This is a genomic window from Amycolatopsis thailandensis, from assembly GCF_042723255.1.
Taxonomy (GTDB): Bacteria; Actinomycetota; Actinomycetes; order Mycobacteriales; family Pseudonocardiaceae; genus Amycolatopsis; species Amycolatopsis thailandensis.
In genome coordinates this window covers 1-17684 of record NZ_JBHXJK010000052.1, presented here as the reverse complement: position 1 = coordinate 17684, position 17684 = coordinate 1, and the positions used below count along the sequence as shown (strand labels likewise).

The following is a 17684-nucleotide window of genomic DNA, read 5'->3' as shown; positions in this document are numbered from 1 at the left end:
AAGCCAACGGAACCACAACGTCAGGCGTCCTAGCCGAACATCCGGAGCGCGGTCACGGCATCGGGCGCGAGCGAGGTCGTGAGCGTGCCACCTGCCGCCAGTGAGGTGCGAGACCACCAGTCGCCGCAAGCTTCAGGAACCGAAGGGCCACCGACGACCAGATCGGTCGCCAGCACCCGCCGCCCCGCCAGATGCGCCAGGCTGGAGTCCAAAGTGGAGTCCCCGATCTCCAGCGTCTGCCGAAGTACCGGTACTTCACCCCGCGTCACGTGCTGCGTGGTCACCAGAGACCCGGGCCGCTCACCCGCCCGGCCGAGTACAAGCACCTCCCGCGTGTGCAGACAGGCATCCTCCGCCAAAGCGGCCCGAAGCACAGCAGAGTGCCGGGCCCGGGCGGTCACGACGGTCGGCTCCGGCAGATACTCCAGCGAGCCACCCGCCTCCACGACGACGTCCACAAGGGACGAACTGCCCTCACCGTGCAACCCGGGGAGCGCGATGGTCGCCGCGACACCGGAAATCCGCAGCGAAGCACCGGGGCCGACGCGGATGGTCAGCTTCAGCTCGTCGCCGCCCAACGGCGAGGTCGCCGAGTTGACCAGGTGCACCACCGCCGACGCACCGGTGCCCCGCTTGGGGAGCAGCGTGAGCGGCGCCATCGAGCGCAGCTCACGCAGAACGGTCCGGCCGCCCTCGAAGCAGGCGGTCAGCCGCGCGTGCGCCTTCACCCCGCGTTGACCGGGAGCAGCGAGCGCACCCAGTCCGCGACCGCGGGCGCGTTCGGAGTGTCCACAAGGGACTGTGTGATCACGGGGAGTTCGCCTCGCATCCGGTGCGCGTCCGAGGTCATCACGTCCATGTCCGCGCCGACCAGATGCGCGATGTCGATCTTGTTGATCACCAGCAGATCCGCCGTCGTCACGCCCGGCCCGCCCTTGCGCGGCACCTTGTCGCCGCCCGCGACGTCGACCACGAAGACCTGACTGTCGGCGAGCCCCCGGCTGAACACCGCGGTGAGGTTGTCCCCGCCGCTTTCGATGATCACCAGATCCAGCCCGGGGAACCGCTCCTCCAGCCGTTCGACGGCGTCGAGGTTCGCGGTGATGTCGTCGCGGATCGCGGTGTGCGGGCACGCGCCGGTCTGCACGGCCTCGATCCGCTCCGGGTCGAGCACCCCGGCCTTGCGCAGGAAATCGGCGTCCTCGGTGGTGTAGATGTCGTTGGTGACGACGGCGAGGTTCACCTCGTCGCCGAGCGCCCGGCACAGCGCCGCGGTGAGCGCGGTCTTCCCGCTGCCCACCGGCCCGCCGATGCCGATCCGGTACGCGCGGCCCGCGGTCGGCGCCGGGTCGTAGTGATCGGGTTCCGCGGCGGTCGGGTCGAAGTTGACCGGGTGGACGTGACCGTGTCCATGACCATGCTCAGCTGGCAAAGAGACGCACCTCTTCCTTGTGGTGCCGGGCGTGTGCCTCGGCGAACAGATCGAGCGCCGGAGACCCCGGCGCCGGGAGTTCCGCCGGGTCGTCCCCCGCGACCTCGGCCGCACGCGAGGAGACGTCCCGGACCTCGTGCGAAAGCCGGGCCACGACGGCGTTGACGGCGAACGGGTCGAGCCCGAGCAGCCGCACCGCCGCGCTCGCCGGACCGCTGATCGCGAGGTACGCGACCGCCATCGCCGCGTCGAAGGGTACCCCGATCAGCGCGCCGACGATCACCGGATGGTGCGGTCGCGGGGTTTCCTCCAGCAGCCGGGAAAGCACCGGCGACGGCCACGCCGCCTTGCCCGCCCTCGCCGTTCCCCGCCCCTGCGCGCGGGACGCCTCCCGCTGCGCGAGCGACGGCGTTCTGGCGTCGAGTTCGAGGTCGAGCCGTCGCCAATGTCCACTTCGGACGTTTCGCGCGGCAGCGTGCGCCGACGCGGCGGCGAACACGGCGGCCAGCGCACCCGCCGTGCGCAGGCGACCGGAGAGGAACCCCGGCAGGTCGCGTTCGTGCGTGATCAGCTTCCGGGTGACGGCTTCTTCGAGCCCACCGGAATGGACGTGCCCGCCCCCGGGGAAGCGGGAGTCGGCGAGGATGAGCGCGGAGAGGTTCATCAAAACAAAAAGTACCTTTGCGCCATGGGCAGTTCGGTCACCGGTTTCGGTTCGATGAGCTCGCCGTCGACGTACACGGCGAAACTGTCCGGCTCCACCCGGATGTCCGGCGTGGCGTCGTTGAGCACCATGTCCGCCTTGCCGCGCGAGCGGGTGTTCGCGATCGGCACGAGTTTCCGCGTGATGCCGAACCGTTCCGCCACCCCGTTTTCCAGCGCTTCCGGCGCGACGAAATGGAAGCTGCTCGCGGCCGCGACCCCCGGGTCCGCACCGAACATCGGCCGCGCCAGCACCGGTTGCGGCGTCGGGATGGACGCGTTCGCGTCGCCCATCGCCGCCCACGCGGGGAATCCGCCCTTGAGCACGACATGCGGCCGGACGCCGAAGAACTTCGGTTCCCACAGCACGAGATCCGCGAGTTTCCCGACCTCCACCGAGCCGATCTCGCGGTCCATGCCGTGCGCGATCGCGGGGTTGATGGTGTATTTGGCGACATAGCGACGAGCCCGCAGGTTGTCGGCGGCACCGTCGCCCGGCAAGGCGCCGCGCCGCCGTTTCATCACGTGCGCGGTCTGCCAGGTCCGGATGATCACCTCGCCGATCCGGCCCATCGCCTGCGAATCCGAGCTCATCATCGAAATCGCGCCGAGGTCGTGCAGGACGTCCTCGGCCGCGATGGTCGTCGGCCGGATCCGGCTTTCGGCGAACGCCAGGTCCTCGGGTACGGACGGGTTCAGGTGATGGCAGACGACGAGCATGTCGAGATGCTCGTCGAGGGTGTTCGCGGTGTGCGGGCGCGTCGGATTCGTCGACGACGGCAGGATGTTGGGCAGCCCGGCGACCTGGATGATGTCCGGCGCGTGCCCGCCGCCCGCGCCTTCGGTGTGGTACGCGTTGATCGACCGGCCGCCGATGGCGTCCACAGTGGACTCCAGGAAGCCTGCCTCGTTCAGCGTGTCGGTGTGGATCGCCACCTGGACGCCGGATTCGTCGGCGACGGTGAGGCAGGCGTCGATCGCGGCGGGGGTGCTGCCCCAGTCCTCGTGCAGTTTGAACCCGCCCGCGCCGGCGGCGAGCTGTTCGCGCAGTGCCTCGTGCCGGACGGTGTTCCCCTTGCCCAGCAACAGGACGTTGACCGGCTGGCCGTCCATCGCCCGCAGCATCCGGCCGAGGTTCCACGCGCCGGGCGTGACGGTGGTGGCCTTGCTGCCCTCGACCGGCCCGGTCCCGCCGCCGACCAGCGTGGTGAGCCCGGACGCGAGAGCGGTATCGGTCAACTGTGGGCAGATGAAGTGGACGTGGCAGTCGATCCCGCCCGCGGTCAGGATCTTGCCGTTGCCGGACAGCACCTCCGTGGACGGGCCGACGACCAGCGCCGAATCCACCCCGTCCATCGTGTCCGGGTTGCCTGCCTTGCCGATGCCGACGATCCGGCCGTCCCGGACGCCGACGTCGGCCTTGACGATCCCCCAGTGGTCCAGGATCACCGCGCCGGTGATGATCAGGTCCGGCGCGCCCTCGGCCCGGGTCGCCATCCCCTGGCCCATGGATTCGCGGATCACCTTGCCGCCGCCGAACAGCACTTCGTCGCCGCTGCCGGACGGGCCCATACTGCGGTCCTCGGTGACCTCGATGAGCAGATCCGTGTCCGCGAGACGGATTTTGTCGCCGGTGGTCGGGCCGAAGAGTTCGGCGTAGCGCTCGCGATCGATCGACGGCATCAGGACTCCTTGCGCAATCCGGGCACCGTGCGGTTCCCGGCCAGCGGGATGAGGTCGACTTCGCGTTCGACGCCCGGTTCGAAACGCACCGAAGTTCCCGCGGGCACGTCGAGCCGATGCCCTCGCGCGGCCTCCCGGTCGAATTCGAGTCCGGGATTGACCGCCGCGAAATGGTAGTGCGAGCCGACCTGCACGGGCCGGTCGCCGAGGTTCCGCACGAGCAGCCGGACCCGCGGCCTGCCGGGGTTCAGTTCGACCGGCCCGTCGCCGGTGATGATCTCTCCTGGTCGCACTCGCGGCCCTTTCTAGACGATCGGGTCGTGCACGGTGACGAGCTTCGTGCCGTCCGGGAAGGTGGCTTCGACCTGCACGGAGTCGACCATCTCGGGAATGCCGTCCAGTACCTGCGCCCGCGAGAGGACCGAACGCCCGCTCGCGACGAGTTCGCTCACCGTCCGGCCGTCACGGGCGCCTTCGAGGACGTGGTCGGTGATCAGCGCGACCGCCTCGGGGTAGTTCAGCAGCACCCCCCGCTCCAGGCGTTTGCGAGCTACGTCCGCGGCGACGTGGATGAGCAGTTTGTCCCGCTCCTGGGGGCTCAGGTGCATGAGAAAGGTGTATCACTGGAAACCGGTCGGCGCCGGTTCCCGAAACACAGGATTTACCTCGGCGGCCGGTACACGCAAAGTGAACGCCGCCGTAACTCTTCGCGTACGAGGGTCGTTTTCACTGAATCGTTCTCGTAATCGTGACCGAAAGCACCACATCTTTCGATTGCCCCTGGACCCGACGTGGAGCAAAGTTTGTCCATCCGTGCGATGAGGCGCGCCTTCGCTGCGTGTATCCCGTCCACGCATGAACACAAAGCCGGGGAATGCGCATCGAAAGGTTTCACCACAGTGAGTACCTCCACGATCAGCACCAATCAGCCGTCCGACCAGGTCGACGACGGTTTCCGACCGGGTCTCGAAGGCGTCGTCGCCTTCAAGACCGAAATCGCCGAGCCCGACCGTGACGGTGGCGCGCTGCGCTATCGCGGTGTCGACATCGAGGATCTCGCCGGCAAGGTGACCTTCGGTGACGTCTGGGGTCTTCTCGTCGACAGCCGGTTCGGCCACGGGCTACCGCCCGCCGAACCGTTCCCGCTGCCGGTGCACACCGGTGACGTCCGGGTCGACGTCCAGGCCGCGCTGGCCATGCTCGCCCCCATCTGGGGTTACCGGCCGCTGCTCGACATCAGCGACGACGAGGCCCGCGACCAGCTGGCCCGCGCCTCGGTGATGGCGCTTTCCTACGTCGCCCAGTCCGCGCGCGGCATCGGGCAGCCCGCCGTCCCGCAGACGCGGGTCGACGAGGCCGCGTCGATCACCGAGCGGTTCATGGTCCGCTGGCGCGGCGAGCCCGACCCCGCCCACGTCAAGGCCATCGACGCCTACTGGGTCTCGGCCGCCGAGCACGGTCTCAACGCCTCCACCTTCACCGCCCGCGTCATCGCCTCGACCGGCGCCGACGTCGCCGCGGCCCTGTCCGGCGCGATCGGCGCCATGTCCGGCCCGCTGCACGGTGGCGCGCCGGCGCGGGTGCTGCCGATGATCGAAGAGGTCGAGAAGACCGGTGACGCGGTCGGCCTGGTCAAGGGCATCCTGGACCGCAAGGAACGGATGATGGGCTTCGGGCACCGCGTGTACCGCGCGGAGGACCCGCGGGCGCGCGTGCTGCGCCGCACCTGCCAGGAGCTCGGCGCGTCGCGCTACGAGGCGGCCGCGGAGCTGGAGCAGGTGGCGCTGAAGGAGCTGCGCGAGCGGCGTCCGGACCACCCGATCGAGACCAACGTCGAGTTCTGGGCGGCCGTGATCCTGGACTTCGCCCAGGTTCCGCCGCACATGATGCCCGCGATGTTCAGCTCGGCGCGCACCGCCGGCTGGGCCGCGCACATCCTGGAGCAGAAGAAGACCGGCCGCCTCGTGCGGCCTTCGGCCAAGTACGTCGGGCCGGAGCCGCGTAAGCCGGAAGACGTCGAAGGCTGGGACCTGGTCGCGAAGCAGGCCTGACCACACGCGTGTCATGAAAGGGGCTTTCAAGACATCTTTTGTCTTGAAAGCCCCTTTCATGACATCTGCGGGACCGAAGAATCGTGGCGCGCGGTCGCCGAGAGCATGGCCGTCAGCTGGTCGACCAGCCAGCTGTCGAGCACCTCGCGCGGCACAGCGCGTTCCTGAAGCCAGCTCAGCAGAGCGCCCTCGACCACGGCGGTCCAGCAACGCAAGGTCAGCAGCAGCATCGGCGAAGGTTCCGGCACGCCCAGCGCGCCGAGAATGAGCTCGACGGCGCGGTTGCGCACCTCGTCGATCGCCGCGTCCGTCTCCGACGTCGCGATCACCGAACCGCTGCGCAGCAGTGCGACGTACCCCGCGCGGTAATGGTCGGCCACGTCGATCAGCCCGCGGACGGCGGCACGCAGCCGCGTTTCGGGCGGCCCTTCCTCCAGCCCGGCCAGGCCGTCGATGAGCCCTTCGGTGACCGTTTTCAGCGCCTCGACCTGCAGTTCCCGCAGGCTTGAGAAGTACCGGTAGAACAGCGGCCGCGAAACCTCGGCGCGGGCGATGATGTCGTCCACCGTGACCAATTCGGGCGCGCGTGAGCCGAACAGGTCCAGCGCGGCGCGGATCAGGTCCTCCCGGCGCGCCTGCGGCGACATCCGGCGAGGGCGTCTGGCGGAGGTCACGGGGTGACGTCCAGCTTCGCCGCGGCCCGCAGCAGTCCGGGCGTGAGCCGGGAGAGGACGAGCGCGGCCTTGGCCTCCGGTGTCGACGGCTGGATCGCCTTGTCCTTCTCGACCGCGCGCAGAATGTCGCGCGCGACCTTCTCCGGGCCGAAGCCGCGTTTCGCGTACAGCTTGCTGCTCGACTTCTGACGCCGCTTCTGCTCGACGTCGTCGACGCCGACGAACCGGGTGGTGCTGGTGATGTTCGTGTTCACGATGCCGGGGCAGATCGCGGTCACGCCGATGTTCTCGGCGGCGAGCTCCGCCCGCAGACAGATGCTCAGGGTGAGCACGGCGGATTTCGTGGTGGCGTAGGCGGAAAGGATCTTCGACGGGAGATAGGCGGCGGCCGAAGCGACGTTGACGATCTGGCCGCCTTCGGCCCGCTCGCGCATCTGCTCGGCGAAGACGCGGCAGCCGTGGATGACGCCCCACAGGTTCACGTCGATGAGGCGTTCCCAGTCCTTGACCGTCGTGTCGAGGAACGGACCGGACATGCCGATCCCCGCGTTGTTGACGACGATGTCCGGGACACCGAACTCTTCCTTGACCTGCTGCGCGAACTTCTCGACGGCTTCGGCGTCGGAGGAGTCCACTGTGTACTCGCCGACGGTGACACCCTTGTCCCGCAGGAGTTTCGCGGTGTCCGCGGCGGCGGAACCGTTGATATCGGTGATGACGAGGTCGGCACCCCGGTCCGCGAACGCGAGCGCCGTCGCGCGGCCGATCCCGCTGCCCGCGCCGGTGATCAGGACGAGCTTGTGCGCGAAGCCTTTCGCTCTGGCTTGTTTGAGCGCACGGCTTTCCTCACCACCCTCGACGTGGTCGATCAGCTCGGCGGTGGCGTCGGCGATCACCTGAGGCTTCTCGCGGACCACCCAGTGCGTCCCGACGATCCGGCGGACGGACAGGTCCGGCGCCCAGCGCTCGATCTCGGTCTGCAACGGCGTCGTGACGAACTTGTCGCCGGTGGGCGCGAGCACCTGCACCGGGATCTCGGCACTGCGCGGCTTCGGCCGGGAGAGCCGGGTGAACATGTTGGCGCGGTAGAGATTGAGTCCGAACAGGCCGTCCGAAGTGGACGGCGCGGCGGCCGCCGGATCCATCCGGCCGATCAGCGCGCCCATCGCCCCGGTGCGCCACAGCAGCTGCGGGATCAGGGGGATCTGGAAACCGAGGATGTAGGTCGAGTGCGCCCACTGGACGAGCGCGTTCTTGAGCCGTTTCGGGCTCGGCCGCACCTGCGCGCGGAACCACGCGCCCGCGTGGTCGAGGCTCGGCCCGGAGATCGACGTGAACGACGCGAGCCGCCCGCGCAGCCTGTCGCCGGTGACCGAATGCCAGGTCTGGATGGAGCCCCAGTCGTGCGCGAGCAGATGGACCTTGCCCTCGGGCCGGACCGCGTCGACGACCGCGGCGAGGTCATCGGACAGCTGGTCCAGCTTGTAGGACGCGCGTCCCGAGGGCTTGTCCGAGCGGCCCGCGCCGCGGACGTCGTAGACGACGACCCGGTAGCGGCGTTCCAGCAGGGCGGCGATGCCGTCCCACATGGAGCCGTTGTCCGGGTAACCGTGGACGAGCACCACCGTGGGCGCGTCGTCGACACCGGTCACCCGGACCGAGAGGCGGACACCGTCGCTGGCCGTCACCCACGTATGAGACATATTGTCATGTTAGACAACATGTCAATAAGGCCGTTTCTTGAGCAGCGCGCGGCCGACCGTCCACACGGTGTCGATCACCAGGACGAAGGTCCAGATCCGGCCGAGGTTCAACAGCCAGTGACCGCTCGAGTTCCAATACCAGCCCGCGTCGTGCGCTTCGCCGAACAAGGCTTCGACGGGCCAGCTGTAGCCGGCCATCGCCAGTGCCGCCTGCGCGAGGACGTACACCGCGACATGGATCGCCCAGTTCCGGAGCGGGTTCGCCCGCTTGTTCGCCTCCTCCGTCACCGGTTCGGACTCTTGTGGACTCTCCTCGATCATGCGGGGAGCCGGGTTTTCCTTTTGTGACACCGTTTTTCGGTGTTCCACGGGAAACTCCGCAACTCCGACACGCCGTACGGCGCCACGAACCACGAACGATCCGAAGATCAGGAGCGCCGCCGCGCCGAAGCAGGCGACGCGCCAGCCGACGTCCGAGCCGTAGAGTTGCCCCGCCAGGAAGGTCCCGATCGTCGCTCCGAGTAGCGTCGCGCTTTCGTAGATTCCCATGGCCCGGCCGAGGCTCAGCCCGGCCGCCTCGGCGACCACGGCCTGCTCGACGGGGATGGCCGCGGCGAACGCGGCCGCCGACAGGACCCACATGACGGCGAGCACCGCCGGGCTCGGCGCGAAGGACAGACCGGCGGCGAAGACCGCGCTCGCCAGCATCGCCAGCGAGAGCACCCGCGTCCGGCCGACCTTGCGGACGAAACCGTGCAGGTAGTCCGGTAGCAGGCTGTACACGATGAAGCCGGGGATGAACACCGCCGCGATCTCGCCGAGCTCCAGCCGGTGCCCGCGTTGCAGATGCATCAGGAGCAGCAGCGCGACCCCGGCCTCGGCCATCGCGGTCAACGCGACGAGCGCGAGCATCGGGCGCATCCGTTTGCCCAGTTGCAGAAGCCGTGGCGCGCCTTCTTCGCGTACCGGCGCGGATTTCGCGTTCAGCAAGACCACCGCGGCCACGACGCAGGCCGCCGCGCCGAGCCAGAACACCCCCCGGTAGTCGATCCAGGCGATCGCGGTCAGCGCGACCACGAACGCGATCCACGTGCCGCCACCCTCGGCCGCGAACAGCTTGCTGAACGCGCCGTCGTCCCGCGCGAGCCCCTCCCCCACACGGGCCCGCAACGCGACCCAGAACAGGGCGCCACCCGCGCCGCCGAGAACCGCGGCCAGGTACGCGACGCCGATCCCCGGCGTCACGGCGTAGACCACAAAGGACAGTCCATAGAGGACCGCACCGACGGCCGCGATCCGGCCCCGGTCGAACCGGTCCGCCAGCGAGCCCGCGATCGGCCGAACCACGAACGACACCAGTGTCTCCAGCGCGGTCAGTGCCCCGACCTCGGCGGCCGACGCGCCTAGCTGGCTTCCCACCCACAACGGCAGGAGGAAATCGAGGACCTCCGCCGGCCCCTTGGTCAGCGCGGCGGCGAGCTGATTCTCCTCCGACCGCCGTTTCTGTGCTGTTTCGTCCACCCCAGTACCTCCCCCTTTTTCGGATACGACTGTATTCTAAAGAGGCTTGGCGGGCAAGCGATAGGACCCCTTCGCCCCCTGCCGGATGCGAGGTTGCGGGCGGAAGGTGCCCCCAATGTGGCATTGGGGACACTGAGCGTCTCCAATGCCACATTGGGGGCACCGATCACGAGGCTGCCGCGCGTGGATCGGGGTGCCCGTTCGCGGAGTGGTCGCGGTCGACCCGACCGGGTCGGCGGAGAGGAAGATGCGAACGTGCCGAAGATCGTGGACCGGACCGAACGCCGCCGGGAGATCGCCGGCGCCCTCCTGCGGATCGTCGCGCGCGAAGGCGTCGAGGCCGTGAGCGTGCGCTCGGTCGCCGCGGAAGCGGGCGTATCCGGTGGCGCGGTGCAGAAGTACTTCTCCACCAAGGAAGATCTGTTCCGCTTCGCCCTCGACATGACGAGCGAGTTCCTGGAGCAGCGCTGGAACAACCTCGACCAGTCCGGAAGCCTGCTGGACCTGCTGCTGCGGCTGCTCGTCGAGGCGATGCCGCTCGACGAACAGCGCCGCGCGGAGGTGATCGTCATCAACGCCTTCACCGCCCGCGCCGCCGTCCTGCCGTCGTGGGCCGAGTTCATCCGCACCGGCTACGACGAACTCGCGGAGATAACGGCGCAGTACATCTCGAAGGCCCAGTCGGCAGGCGATGTCCGGGACGACCTCGCGGCCTCCGACCTGGCCGACGCCGTCCTGGCCCTGTCGGACGGCTTCGCGAACCGGATGCTCACTTCGACCGACCCGGCCGCACTACTGCCGTCCCTCGAAACCTCCGTCCGCACCCTGCTCACCCCCCGCGTTTAGTCCTCTGGATGCAGCACTCCAACACGCAAGTACCGCATCCAGAGGACTAAACGCGGGAGGAGGGGACATCGGTGTCCACCGATCGGTTGACAGCCGGGTTCAGTCCTGCGGACGTCCCGGGACACCCGGCGCCCCAAGCACGATCGACCTATGAAAACAGCGGTGAAAACGCGGGGCCTGCGCAAGGAGTACCCGGGCCACACGGCCGTCGGGGGCATCGACCTCGACATCGAACAAGGCGAGGTGTTCGCGCTGCTCGGCCCCAACGGCGCGGGCAAGACGACGACTGTCGAGATCCTGGAGGGGCACCGCGAGCGGACGTCCGGTGACGTCGACGTCCTCGGCGAGGACCCCGGGACCGCGGGCCGGGCCTGGCGGGCGCGGCTGGGGATCGTCTTGCAGACGGCCAACGACGCCGCCGAGCTCACCGTCGCCGAGACCGTCCGGCACTACGCCCGCTACTACCCGAATCCGCGTGACGCCGAAGAAGTGATCGAGAAGGTCGGCCTGACCGAGAAGGCGGGTGCCCGCGTCAAGAGCCTTTCCGGCGGGCAGCGGCGTCGCGTGGACGTCGCGCTCGGGATCATCGGGCGGCCCGAGCTGGTCTTCCTCGACGAGCCCACGACCGGATTCGACCCGGCGGCCCGGCGCCAGTTCTGGGACCTGATCAAGAGTCTCGCCCACGAGGGCACCACGATCCTGCTCACCACCCACTATCTCGACGAGGCCGAGGCGCTGGCGGACCGCGTCGCCGTCATCACGCGCGGCGCGATCGTCGCCGAGGGGACGCCGCAGACGCTGGGCGGCCGGGCGACGGCGGAGGCCACGGTCCGCTGGGCCGACGAAAGCGGCAGCCACCAGGAGCGCACCCACTTCCCCGCCAAGCTCATCCGCGAGCTCTCCGCCGACGGCCGCGAGCCCTCGGAGCTGACCGTCCACCGGCCCACCCTCGAAGAGACCTACCTCGACCTGATCGGAGAAGCCCGGTGACCACGCAGTCCACGCTGACCCACCCGGGCAAACTCCCCGGCACCCTGTCGCTCGGCCTCATCCGGGGCTCCGCCGAACTCAAGCAGTTCTTCCGCATCCGGGAGCAGGTGATCTTCACCTTCGCCTTCCCGTCCCTGCTGATGGTCCTGCTCGGTTCGATGCTGAACTCCTCGATGCCCGGCATGGCGATCACGACCGGCCAGGTACTCGCGGCGGGCATGATCGGCTCCGGCATCGTGTCGACGTCGTTCAACAGCATCGGCATCGGCCTCGCGTCGGACCGGGAGGCCGGGGCACTCAAACGGCTGCGCGGCACGCCGATGCCCGCCGCCTCCTACTTCATCGGCAAGATCATCCTGGTCGGCGTCACGAGTGTCGCCCAGGTCGCGCTGATGTCGATCGTCGGCACCCTGCTGTTCGACCTGGAGCTGCCCACCGACCCGGCGAAGCTGCTGACCGCGGTGTGGGTCTTCCTCCTCGGCATCACCAGTTGCACGCTCCTGGGCATCACGCTCAGTTCGGTGACGAAGTCGGTCAGCGGCGCGGTCGCGGTGACCAACCTGATCTACATCGCGCTCCAGTTCATCTCCGGTGTGTTCGTCACACCGATCACCAACCTGCCGAAGGTTATGGTCACCATCGCCTCCTTCTTCCCGGTGAAGTGGATCTGCCAGGGCTTCCGCTCGGTGTTCCTGCCGGCCGAAGCGGCGACACAGGAAATGGCGGGGACATGGGAACTTCCGATGGTGGCGCTGGTGCTGACGGCGTGGTGCGTGGCGGGGCTGCTGCTGGCGAAGCTGACGTTCCGCTGGTCGAACGAAGGCAAGTGAACGCCTGGGAGCGGCTGTTCTGGCTCTGGGAGGTCCTCTTCGGGATCACCTTCGTCGCCACGACGGCACTGATCCTCATCGGGGACGACGCCACCGTCGACAAGGCGATCGCGATCCTGTGCCTGGTCGGCGTCGGCGTCGCCTACCTGGTCCGGGGCCGCGGCCTCATCAAGGGCCCGGACTACGAGGACACGCCGTGGCTGTTCGTCGGGATCCTGATGCTCCTGCTGACCGCCGCCACCTTCGCCACCACCACCTCGAGTTTCATCCTGTTCTTCGCCTGCCCCGTGCTCTACATGACGTTGCCGACGAAGACGGCGTCGATCCTCACCACGATCGCGGTACTGCTGGGGCCGCTGTCGTCGATCGTCCGGGGCGGCCTCGATCAGCCCGCGTTGCGCATCCTGGTGCCGATGACGGCGATCCTGATCATCTTCAGCCTGCTGGCCGGGCGCTACACCACGCAGATCATCGAACAGAGCAAGGCTCGGGCCGCGTTGATCGAGCAGCTGAAGGCCAGTCAGGCGGAGGTGTCCCGGCTCTCCAGGGAGGCTGGGACCGCCGCCGAACGCGAGCGCATGGCCCGGGAAATCCACGACACGCTCGCGCAGGGTTTCACCAGCATCGTCACGCTGACCCAGGCCATCGAGTCCGAAATGGACACCGATCCGAAGGCGGCCCGGCGCCACCTCGAACTGGCGGCGCGGACGGCGCGGGAGAACCTGGCCGAGGCACGGGCGATGGTCGCGGCGCAGGGGCCGTCCGCGCTCGCCGCCGGCTCACTGGAAGAGGCCTTGCGTCGGCAGGTCGAACGGCTGACCGAGGAGGCCGGGATCGAGGCGTCGATCGAGGTCGACGGCCCGTTGCCCGCACTGCCGATGGCCACCGAGGTCGTCGTGCTGCGCGGGGCACAGGAGGCCTTGAGCAACATCCGCAAGCATTCGCGCGCCACCGAGGTGTCGCTCCGGCTGTCCGTTGTGGACGGACGCGTCCGGCTCGGCGTGACCGACGACGGCGCCGGATTCGACCCCGCCGCGCCCACCGGCGGCTTCGGCCTGGCGGGGATGCGGACGCGGGCGGAACAGGTCGGTGGCATCGTGACGCTGAAAAGCGAACCCGGTGCGGGGACGAAGCTGGAACTGGAGGTGCCCGCGTGATCACGATCATGCTGGTCGACGATCACCCCGTGGTGCGGGAAGGCCTGCGCGGCATGCTGGAGGCCGAACCGGACCTGAGCGTCATCGGGGAAGCGGGTTCCGGGGACGAAGCCGTGGCCTTGAGCCGGGTCAAGCAGCCGGACGTGATCCTGATGGATCTGCGGATGCCCGGTCTCGACGGCGTCGGCGCGACCCGGAAGATCCTCGCGGACCGGCCCGGCCAGCGGGTCGTCGTGCTCACCACCTACGAGACGGACGCGGACATCCTGCGGGCTGTCGAGGCGGGAGCCTCCGGCTACCTGCTGAAGGACGCTTCGCGCACGGAGCTGGCAGGAGCGATCAGAGCGGCGTCACGCGGCGAGACGGTCTTGGCGCCTTCGGTCGCCGGGAAGCTGGTGAACCGGGTGCGCAACCCGACGGCGTCGCCGTTGTCGGCGCGCGAGATCGAAGTGCTCCGGCTGGTGGCGCAGGGCAGCACGAACGCCGACATCGGGCGAACGCTCCACATCAGCGAGGCGACCGTCAAGACCCACCTGCTCCGGACGTTCGGAAAACTGGACGTTTCGGACCGCACGGCGGCTGTGACCACCGCTATGCGACTGGGCCTGCTCGGGTAGGCAGAATGCGTCTCATGCTTGCCACGACCGAAATGGCGCTGCTACGCCGCCTCGCGCACGAGCAATCCTCGTGCCGCGCCCCGTCCATCGTCGCCGCCGTCGTCCGCGACGGAGAACTCGTCTGGTCAGGAGGACGCGGCCGCGTCGACGGCGCGACGCCGGGCGCCGACACGCAGTACCGGCTCGGCTCGATCACCAAGACGCTCGTCGCGACGGCCGTCATGCGCCTGCGCGACGAAGGCAAGCTCGACCTCAACGACCCGCTCGAACAGCATCTGCCGGGTACCGCGTTCGGCTCGGCCACCATCGCGCAGCTGCTCTCGCACACCTCGGGCCTGACCGCGGAATCGCCCGGCTCCTGGTGGGAGCGCACGGTCGGCGCCGACTGGGACGCGCTCGTCGAAAGCCTCAAGGACGGCGCGACGCGGCTGCGGCCGGGCAGCAAGTTCCACTACAGCAACGTCGGCTACGGCGTGCTCGGCGAGCTGGTCGCCCGGCACCGCGGGCAGTCCTGGCTCGACGTCGTCCGCGCCGAGATCCTCGGCCCGCTCGGCATGACCCGGACCTCGCCGCATCCGGAAGGCGCGCACGCGAGCGGATTCGCCGTGCACCCCTTCGCCGACCTGCTCATGCCGGAGCCGTCGCCGGACGCGGGCGCGATGGCGCCGGCCGGGCAGCTGTGGTCGACGATCACCGACCTCGCCCGCTGGACGGCGTTCCTCGGCGGCCACACCGGTGGCGTGCTGAGCGAGCAGACCGTCGCGGAGATGCGCGAAATGGTCACCGTGGACGACGGGGACACCTGGTCCACCGGCTTCGGCCTCGGCGTCATGCTGGTCCGCACGGAGGGCAGGCGCCTGGCCGGGCACACCGGATCGATGCCGGGCTTCCTCGCCTGCTCGCTGGTCGACGCGAACGCCGGCCTCGGCGCGCTGGTGCTGACGAACTCGACGGCGGGCGTGGGCATCACGCAGCTGTGCCTCGACCTGATGAACCTGACCGAACAGCACGAACCGTCGATACCCAAGGAATGGGTTCCGTCCACTGTGGACCCGAAGCTACTGGAGCTGACCGGGCTGTGGCACTGGGGCCCGACGCCGTACCACCTGCGGCTGCTCCCGGACGGCCTGTTCTCGCTCGCGCCGTCCGACGGGCCCGGCCGCGCGTCGCGGTTCGCGCCGGTCGGCGAGGACACCTGGGTCGGCCTCGACGCCTACTACGCGGGCGAGACGCTGCGGGTCGGGCGGGACTCGGCGGGGAAGCCGAACCACCTCGACCTCGCGACGTTCATCTTCTCGCGGACGCCGTTCGACCCGGCCGCGCCCATCCCGGGCGGCGTCGACCCCGACGGCTGGCGCTAGCGGAAGCGGACGGCGGCGGTCGTGAACTCGCGGCCGCCGCCGGCGCACACCAGGACGTCGCTGTAGTCGGGGTCACCGACGACCCACATCCGGCGCGGGCCGCGCAGCGACTCGGCGAGTTCGCCGGGGCATCGCTCGATGACGAACTTCGCCGGGCGGCCGTCGAGGACGGCCCACCCGCGCGCGGTGTCCGCGTCCGGATCCAGTGTGGCGGTGGCCAGCGCCCAGGGGCCGAACACGACGTCGAGGACACCTTCACGACGCCGGATGGTGAACCGCAGCGCCGTCAGCCATTGACGGGTCTTCGGCGAGGAGATCTCGTCCGGCCCGTCTCCGTACACCCAGCGCGGCAGGCCGGGGACGAACACGAGCACGAGCGCCGCCGCGAAACCGAGCGGTGCGGCGATGGCCGCGGTCTCGTCCCATTCGCCGAAGACCCAGTGGATCACGAACACGAGGAAGTACAGGAACAGGAAGCCCCAGCGCGGCCGCCACGGATCGGGCATCAGGCAGCGGGGGTGTGCCCGACGGCCGTCCCCACCGCCGCGATGAACTTGCGGGCGATGCGCTTGCCCTCGCCCCAGTCGACGAAGCCGAACTTGAGGCTCGTCTGGATCGCCAGCCCCGAGCCCTCCGGCGTCCGCTCCACCTTCACCGTGACCGTCTGCCCGTAGCTGAACAGGCCCATGCTGGTCGAGAAGGTGACGTAACCCGCGGCCGAGTCGTAGTAGGGGTTCTTCCCCTTGACCGCGGTGACCCCGCTCTGGAGGGCCTGCCACAACGCCTCAGGGGGCAGGGGGAATCGTTCGTGCACTGTCGCCATGAGGCGAGAAGCTACCCGGCGGTCGGCGACGGCGGGAGGGAGTTCGCCGATCCCACATACCGGACAGGCGGCACCGACTGTCAGCAGGCCCGTCCCGACCTGAGAGACTGGGCACATGACCGACGCACCTGAGTTGACCCTCCCCGCGGACCTGAAGCCTGCCGATGGCCGCTTCGGCTGCGGACCGTCCAAGGTCCGTGACGAGCAGCTCGCCAACCTGGCGAAATCCGGTGCCACCTACCTCGGCACCTCGCACCGGCAGAAGCCCGTGAAGTCCCTTGTCGGCCGCGTGCGCGCCGGTCTGTCTGAATTGTTCTCCCTGCCCGAAGGCTACGAAGTGGTCCTCGGCAACGGCGGGACGACCGCATTCTGGGACGCCGCGGCGTTCGGCCTCGTGCGGGAACGCTCGCAGCACTTCACCTACGGCGAGTTCTCCTCGAAGTTCGCCACGGTGACCAAGGGCGCCCCGTTCCTCGCCGACCCGATCGTCGTCAAGGCCGACCCGGGCAGCGCGCCCGAGATCGCCTACGAGGCCGGTGCCGACCTGGTCGGCTGGGCGCACAACGAGACCTCGACCGGTGTCGCGGTGCCGGTCCGCCGCCCTGAAGGCAGTGACGGCGCGCTCGTCGCCATCGACGCCACCTCCGGCGCGGGCGGCCTGCCGGTCAAGGCCGAGGACTTCGACGTCTACTACTTCGCGCCCCAGAAGTCCTTCGCCTCTGACGGTGGCCTCTGGATCGCGCTGGCCTCGCCCGCCGCGGTCGAGCGCATCGGCGAGATCGGCGCGAGCGACCGGTGGATCCCCGAGTTCCTGTCGCTGACCACCGCGCTCGACAACTCCCGCAAGGACCAGACGTACAACACCCCGGCGGTGTCGACGCTGTTCCTGCTGGCCGACCAGATCGAGTGGATGAACTCGAACGGCGGTCTGGAGTGGACCACCGCGCGCACGCGCGACTCGTCGACCCGGCTCTACGAGTGGGCCGAGAAGACCTCGTACACGACGCCGTTCGTCAGCGACCCGTCGCTGCGTTCGCAGGTCGTCGGCACCATCGACTTCGCCGACGAGGTGGACGCCGCCGCGGTGGCGAAGGTGCTGCGCGCCAACGGGATCGTCGACACCGAGCCGTACCGGAAGCTCGGCCGCAACCAGCTGCGCGTCGGCCTGTTCCCGGCCATCGACCCGGACGACATCACGAAGCTGACCCAGAGCATCGAGTACGTCGTCGAGCGCCTGGGCTGAGCTAGCTTTCCGTGAAGGCCCCCTTCATTGCGCTAGGCGCAATGAAGGGGG

The 17684-nt window shown here is 69.3% G+C and carries 19 protein-coding genes; 8 read left to right on the top strand and 11 right to left on the bottom strand.

Annotation, left to right across the window (positions count from 1 at the left end; genetic code table 11):
* Nucleotides 1-29 precede the first annotated feature (29 nt).
* Genes ACFWMR_RS21575 through ACFWMR_RS21550 form a run of 6 tightly spaced genes read right to left on the bottom strand, consistent with a single transcriptional unit; the run spans nucleotide 30 to nucleotide 4425 of the window.
* Nucleotides 30-728, bottom strand: a complete 699-nt coding sequence (locus tag ACFWMR_RS21575) for an urease accessory protein UreD (protein WP_378379638.1) — start codon at nucleotides 726-728, stop codon at nucleotides 30-32.
* The gene (gene ureG, locus ACFWMR_RS21570; RefSeq protein WP_093933232.1) at nucleotides 725-1432 is read right to left on the bottom strand and encodes an urease accessory protein UreG; all 708 of its coding nucleotides are present in this window, start codon (nucleotides 1430-1432) and stop codon (nucleotides 725-727) included. Before ureG ends, ACFWMR_RS21575 begins: the two co-directional genes overlap by 4 nt.
* Nucleotides 1422-2096 carry an urease accessory protein UreF gene (locus tag ACFWMR_RS21565; RefSeq protein WP_378379637.1) on the bottom strand — a complete coding sequence of 225 codons (675 nt, stop codon included), beginning with the start codon at nucleotides 2094-2096 and terminating at the stop codon, nucleotides 1422-1424. Before ACFWMR_RS21565 ends, ureG begins: the two co-directional genes overlap by 11 nt.
* On the bottom strand, nucleotides 2096-3817 hold the full coding sequence (locus ACFWMR_RS21560) for an urease subunit alpha (protein ID WP_378379636.1): 1722 nt from the start codon (nucleotides 3815-3817) through the stop codon (nucleotides 2096-2098). The genes ACFWMR_RS21565 and ACFWMR_RS21560 overlap by 1 nt, the downstream gene beginning before the upstream one ends.
* Entirely contained in the window at nucleotides 3817-4110 is a 294-nt protein-coding gene (locus tag ACFWMR_RS21555) for an urease subunit beta (protein WP_378379635.1), read from the bottom strand. Before ACFWMR_RS21555 ends, ACFWMR_RS21560 begins: the two co-directional genes overlap by 1 nt.
* Nucleotides 4111-4122: 12 nt before the next feature.
* The gene (locus ACFWMR_RS21550; RefSeq protein WP_093933228.1) at nucleotides 4123-4425 is read right to left on the bottom strand and encodes an urease subunit gamma; all 303 of its coding nucleotides are present in this window, start codon (nucleotides 4423-4425) and stop codon (nucleotides 4123-4125) included.
* A 291-nt stretch (nucleotides 4426-4716) separates the two neighbouring features.
* On the opposite strand from ACFWMR_RS21550, the gene ACFWMR_RS21545 reads away from it, so the two are divergent.
* A complete protein-coding gene (locus tag ACFWMR_RS21545; RefSeq protein WP_093933227.1) occupies nucleotides 4717-5868 on the top strand; it encodes a citrate synthase 2 in 1152 nt (383 codons plus the stop codon).
* Between the two features lie 56 nt (nucleotides 5869-5924).
* On the opposite strand, the gene ACFWMR_RS21540 is transcribed toward ACFWMR_RS21545, so the two are convergent.
* The 3 genes from ACFWMR_RS21540 to ACFWMR_RS21530 are packed head-to-tail and all read right to left on the bottom strand — an operon-like array spanning nucleotide 5925 to nucleotide 9766.
* The gene (locus ACFWMR_RS21540) at nucleotides 5925-6515 is read right to left on the bottom strand and encodes a TetR/AcrR family transcriptional regulator (protein WP_378379667.1); all 591 of its coding nucleotides are present in this window, start codon (nucleotides 6513-6515) and stop codon (nucleotides 5925-5927) included.
* Between the two features lie 23 nt (nucleotides 6516-6538).
* The gene (locus ACFWMR_RS21535; protein ID WP_378379666.1) at nucleotides 6539-8230 is read right to left on the bottom strand and encodes an SDR family oxidoreductase; all 1692 of its coding nucleotides are present in this window, start codon (nucleotides 8228-8230) and stop codon (nucleotides 6539-6541) included.
* Nucleotides 8231-8266: 36 nt separating this feature from the next.
* Entirely contained in the window at nucleotides 8267-9766 is a 1500-nt protein-coding gene (locus ACFWMR_RS21530; RefSeq protein WP_378379634.1) for an MFS transporter, read from the bottom strand.
* 255 nt (nucleotides 9767-10021) lie between these two features.
* On the opposite strand from ACFWMR_RS21530, the gene ACFWMR_RS21525 reads away from it, so the two are divergent.
* The 6 genes from ACFWMR_RS21525 to ACFWMR_RS21500 all read left to right on the top strand — a co-directional run bounded on the left by ACFWMR_RS21525 (nucleotide 10022) and on the right by ACFWMR_RS21500 (nucleotide 15567).
* Complete coding sequence (locus ACFWMR_RS21525; RefSeq protein ID WP_378379633.1) at nucleotides 10022-10612, top strand: TetR/AcrR family transcriptional regulator; 591 nt, start codon at nucleotides 10022-10024, stop codon at nucleotides 10610-10612.
* 162 nt (nucleotides 10613-10774) lie between these two features.
* Entirely contained in the window at nucleotides 10775-11602 is an 828-nt protein-coding gene (locus ACFWMR_RS21520) for an ABC transporter ATP-binding protein (RefSeq protein ID WP_449224334.1), read from the top strand.
* Nucleotides 11599-12432, top strand: coding sequence for an ABC transporter permease (locus tag ACFWMR_RS21515; protein ID WP_378379631.1), 834 nt, complete (start codon nucleotides 11599-11601; stop codon nucleotides 12430-12432). Before ACFWMR_RS21520 ends, ACFWMR_RS21515 begins: the two co-directional genes overlap by 4 nt.
* Nucleotides 12429-13589, top strand: a complete 1161-nt coding sequence (locus tag ACFWMR_RS21510; RefSeq protein WP_378379630.1) for a sensor histidine kinase — start codon at nucleotides 12429-12431, stop codon at nucleotides 13587-13589. The genes ACFWMR_RS21515 and ACFWMR_RS21510 overlap by 4 nt, the downstream gene beginning before the upstream one ends.
* Nucleotides 13586-14206, top strand: a complete 621-nt coding sequence (locus ACFWMR_RS21505) for a response regulator (protein ID WP_005156061.1) — start codon at nucleotides 13586-13588, stop codon at nucleotides 14204-14206. Before ACFWMR_RS21510 ends, ACFWMR_RS21505 begins: the two co-directional genes overlap by 4 nt.
* A 14-nt stretch (nucleotides 14207-14220) precedes the next feature.
* Entirely contained in the window at nucleotides 14221-15567 is a 1347-nt protein-coding gene (locus ACFWMR_RS21500; protein ID WP_378379629.1) for a serine hydrolase domain-containing protein, read from the top strand.
* Here ACFWMR_RS21500 and ACFWMR_RS21495 read toward each other — a convergent pair.
* Together ACFWMR_RS21495 and ACFWMR_RS21490 are read right to left on the bottom strand one after the other, a co-directional pair.
* Nucleotides 15564-16073 (bottom strand): hypothetical protein, encoded by a 510-nt coding sequence (locus ACFWMR_RS21495; RefSeq protein ID WP_378379628.1) that lies wholly within the window; start codon nucleotides 16071-16073, stop codon nucleotides 15564-15566. The two genes, ACFWMR_RS21500 and ACFWMR_RS21495, sit on opposite strands and share 4 nt — an antisense overlap.
* Nucleotides 16073-16390 carry a hypothetical protein gene (locus ACFWMR_RS21490; protein ID WP_093933219.1) on the bottom strand — a complete coding sequence of 106 codons (318 nt, stop codon included), beginning with the start codon at nucleotides 16388-16390 and terminating at the stop codon, nucleotides 16073-16075. Before ACFWMR_RS21490 ends, ACFWMR_RS21495 begins: the two co-directional genes overlap by 1 nt.
* Nucleotides 16391-16505: 115 nt before the next feature.
* Between ACFWMR_RS21490 and serC the strand changes: the two genes are divergently transcribed.
* Nucleotides 16506-17633 (top strand): phosphoserine transaminase, encoded by a 1128-nt coding sequence (gene serC / locus ACFWMR_RS21485; RefSeq protein ID WP_191259710.1) that lies wholly within the window; start codon nucleotides 16506-16508, stop codon nucleotides 17631-17633.
* Nucleotides 17634-17684 lie beyond the last annotated feature (51 nt).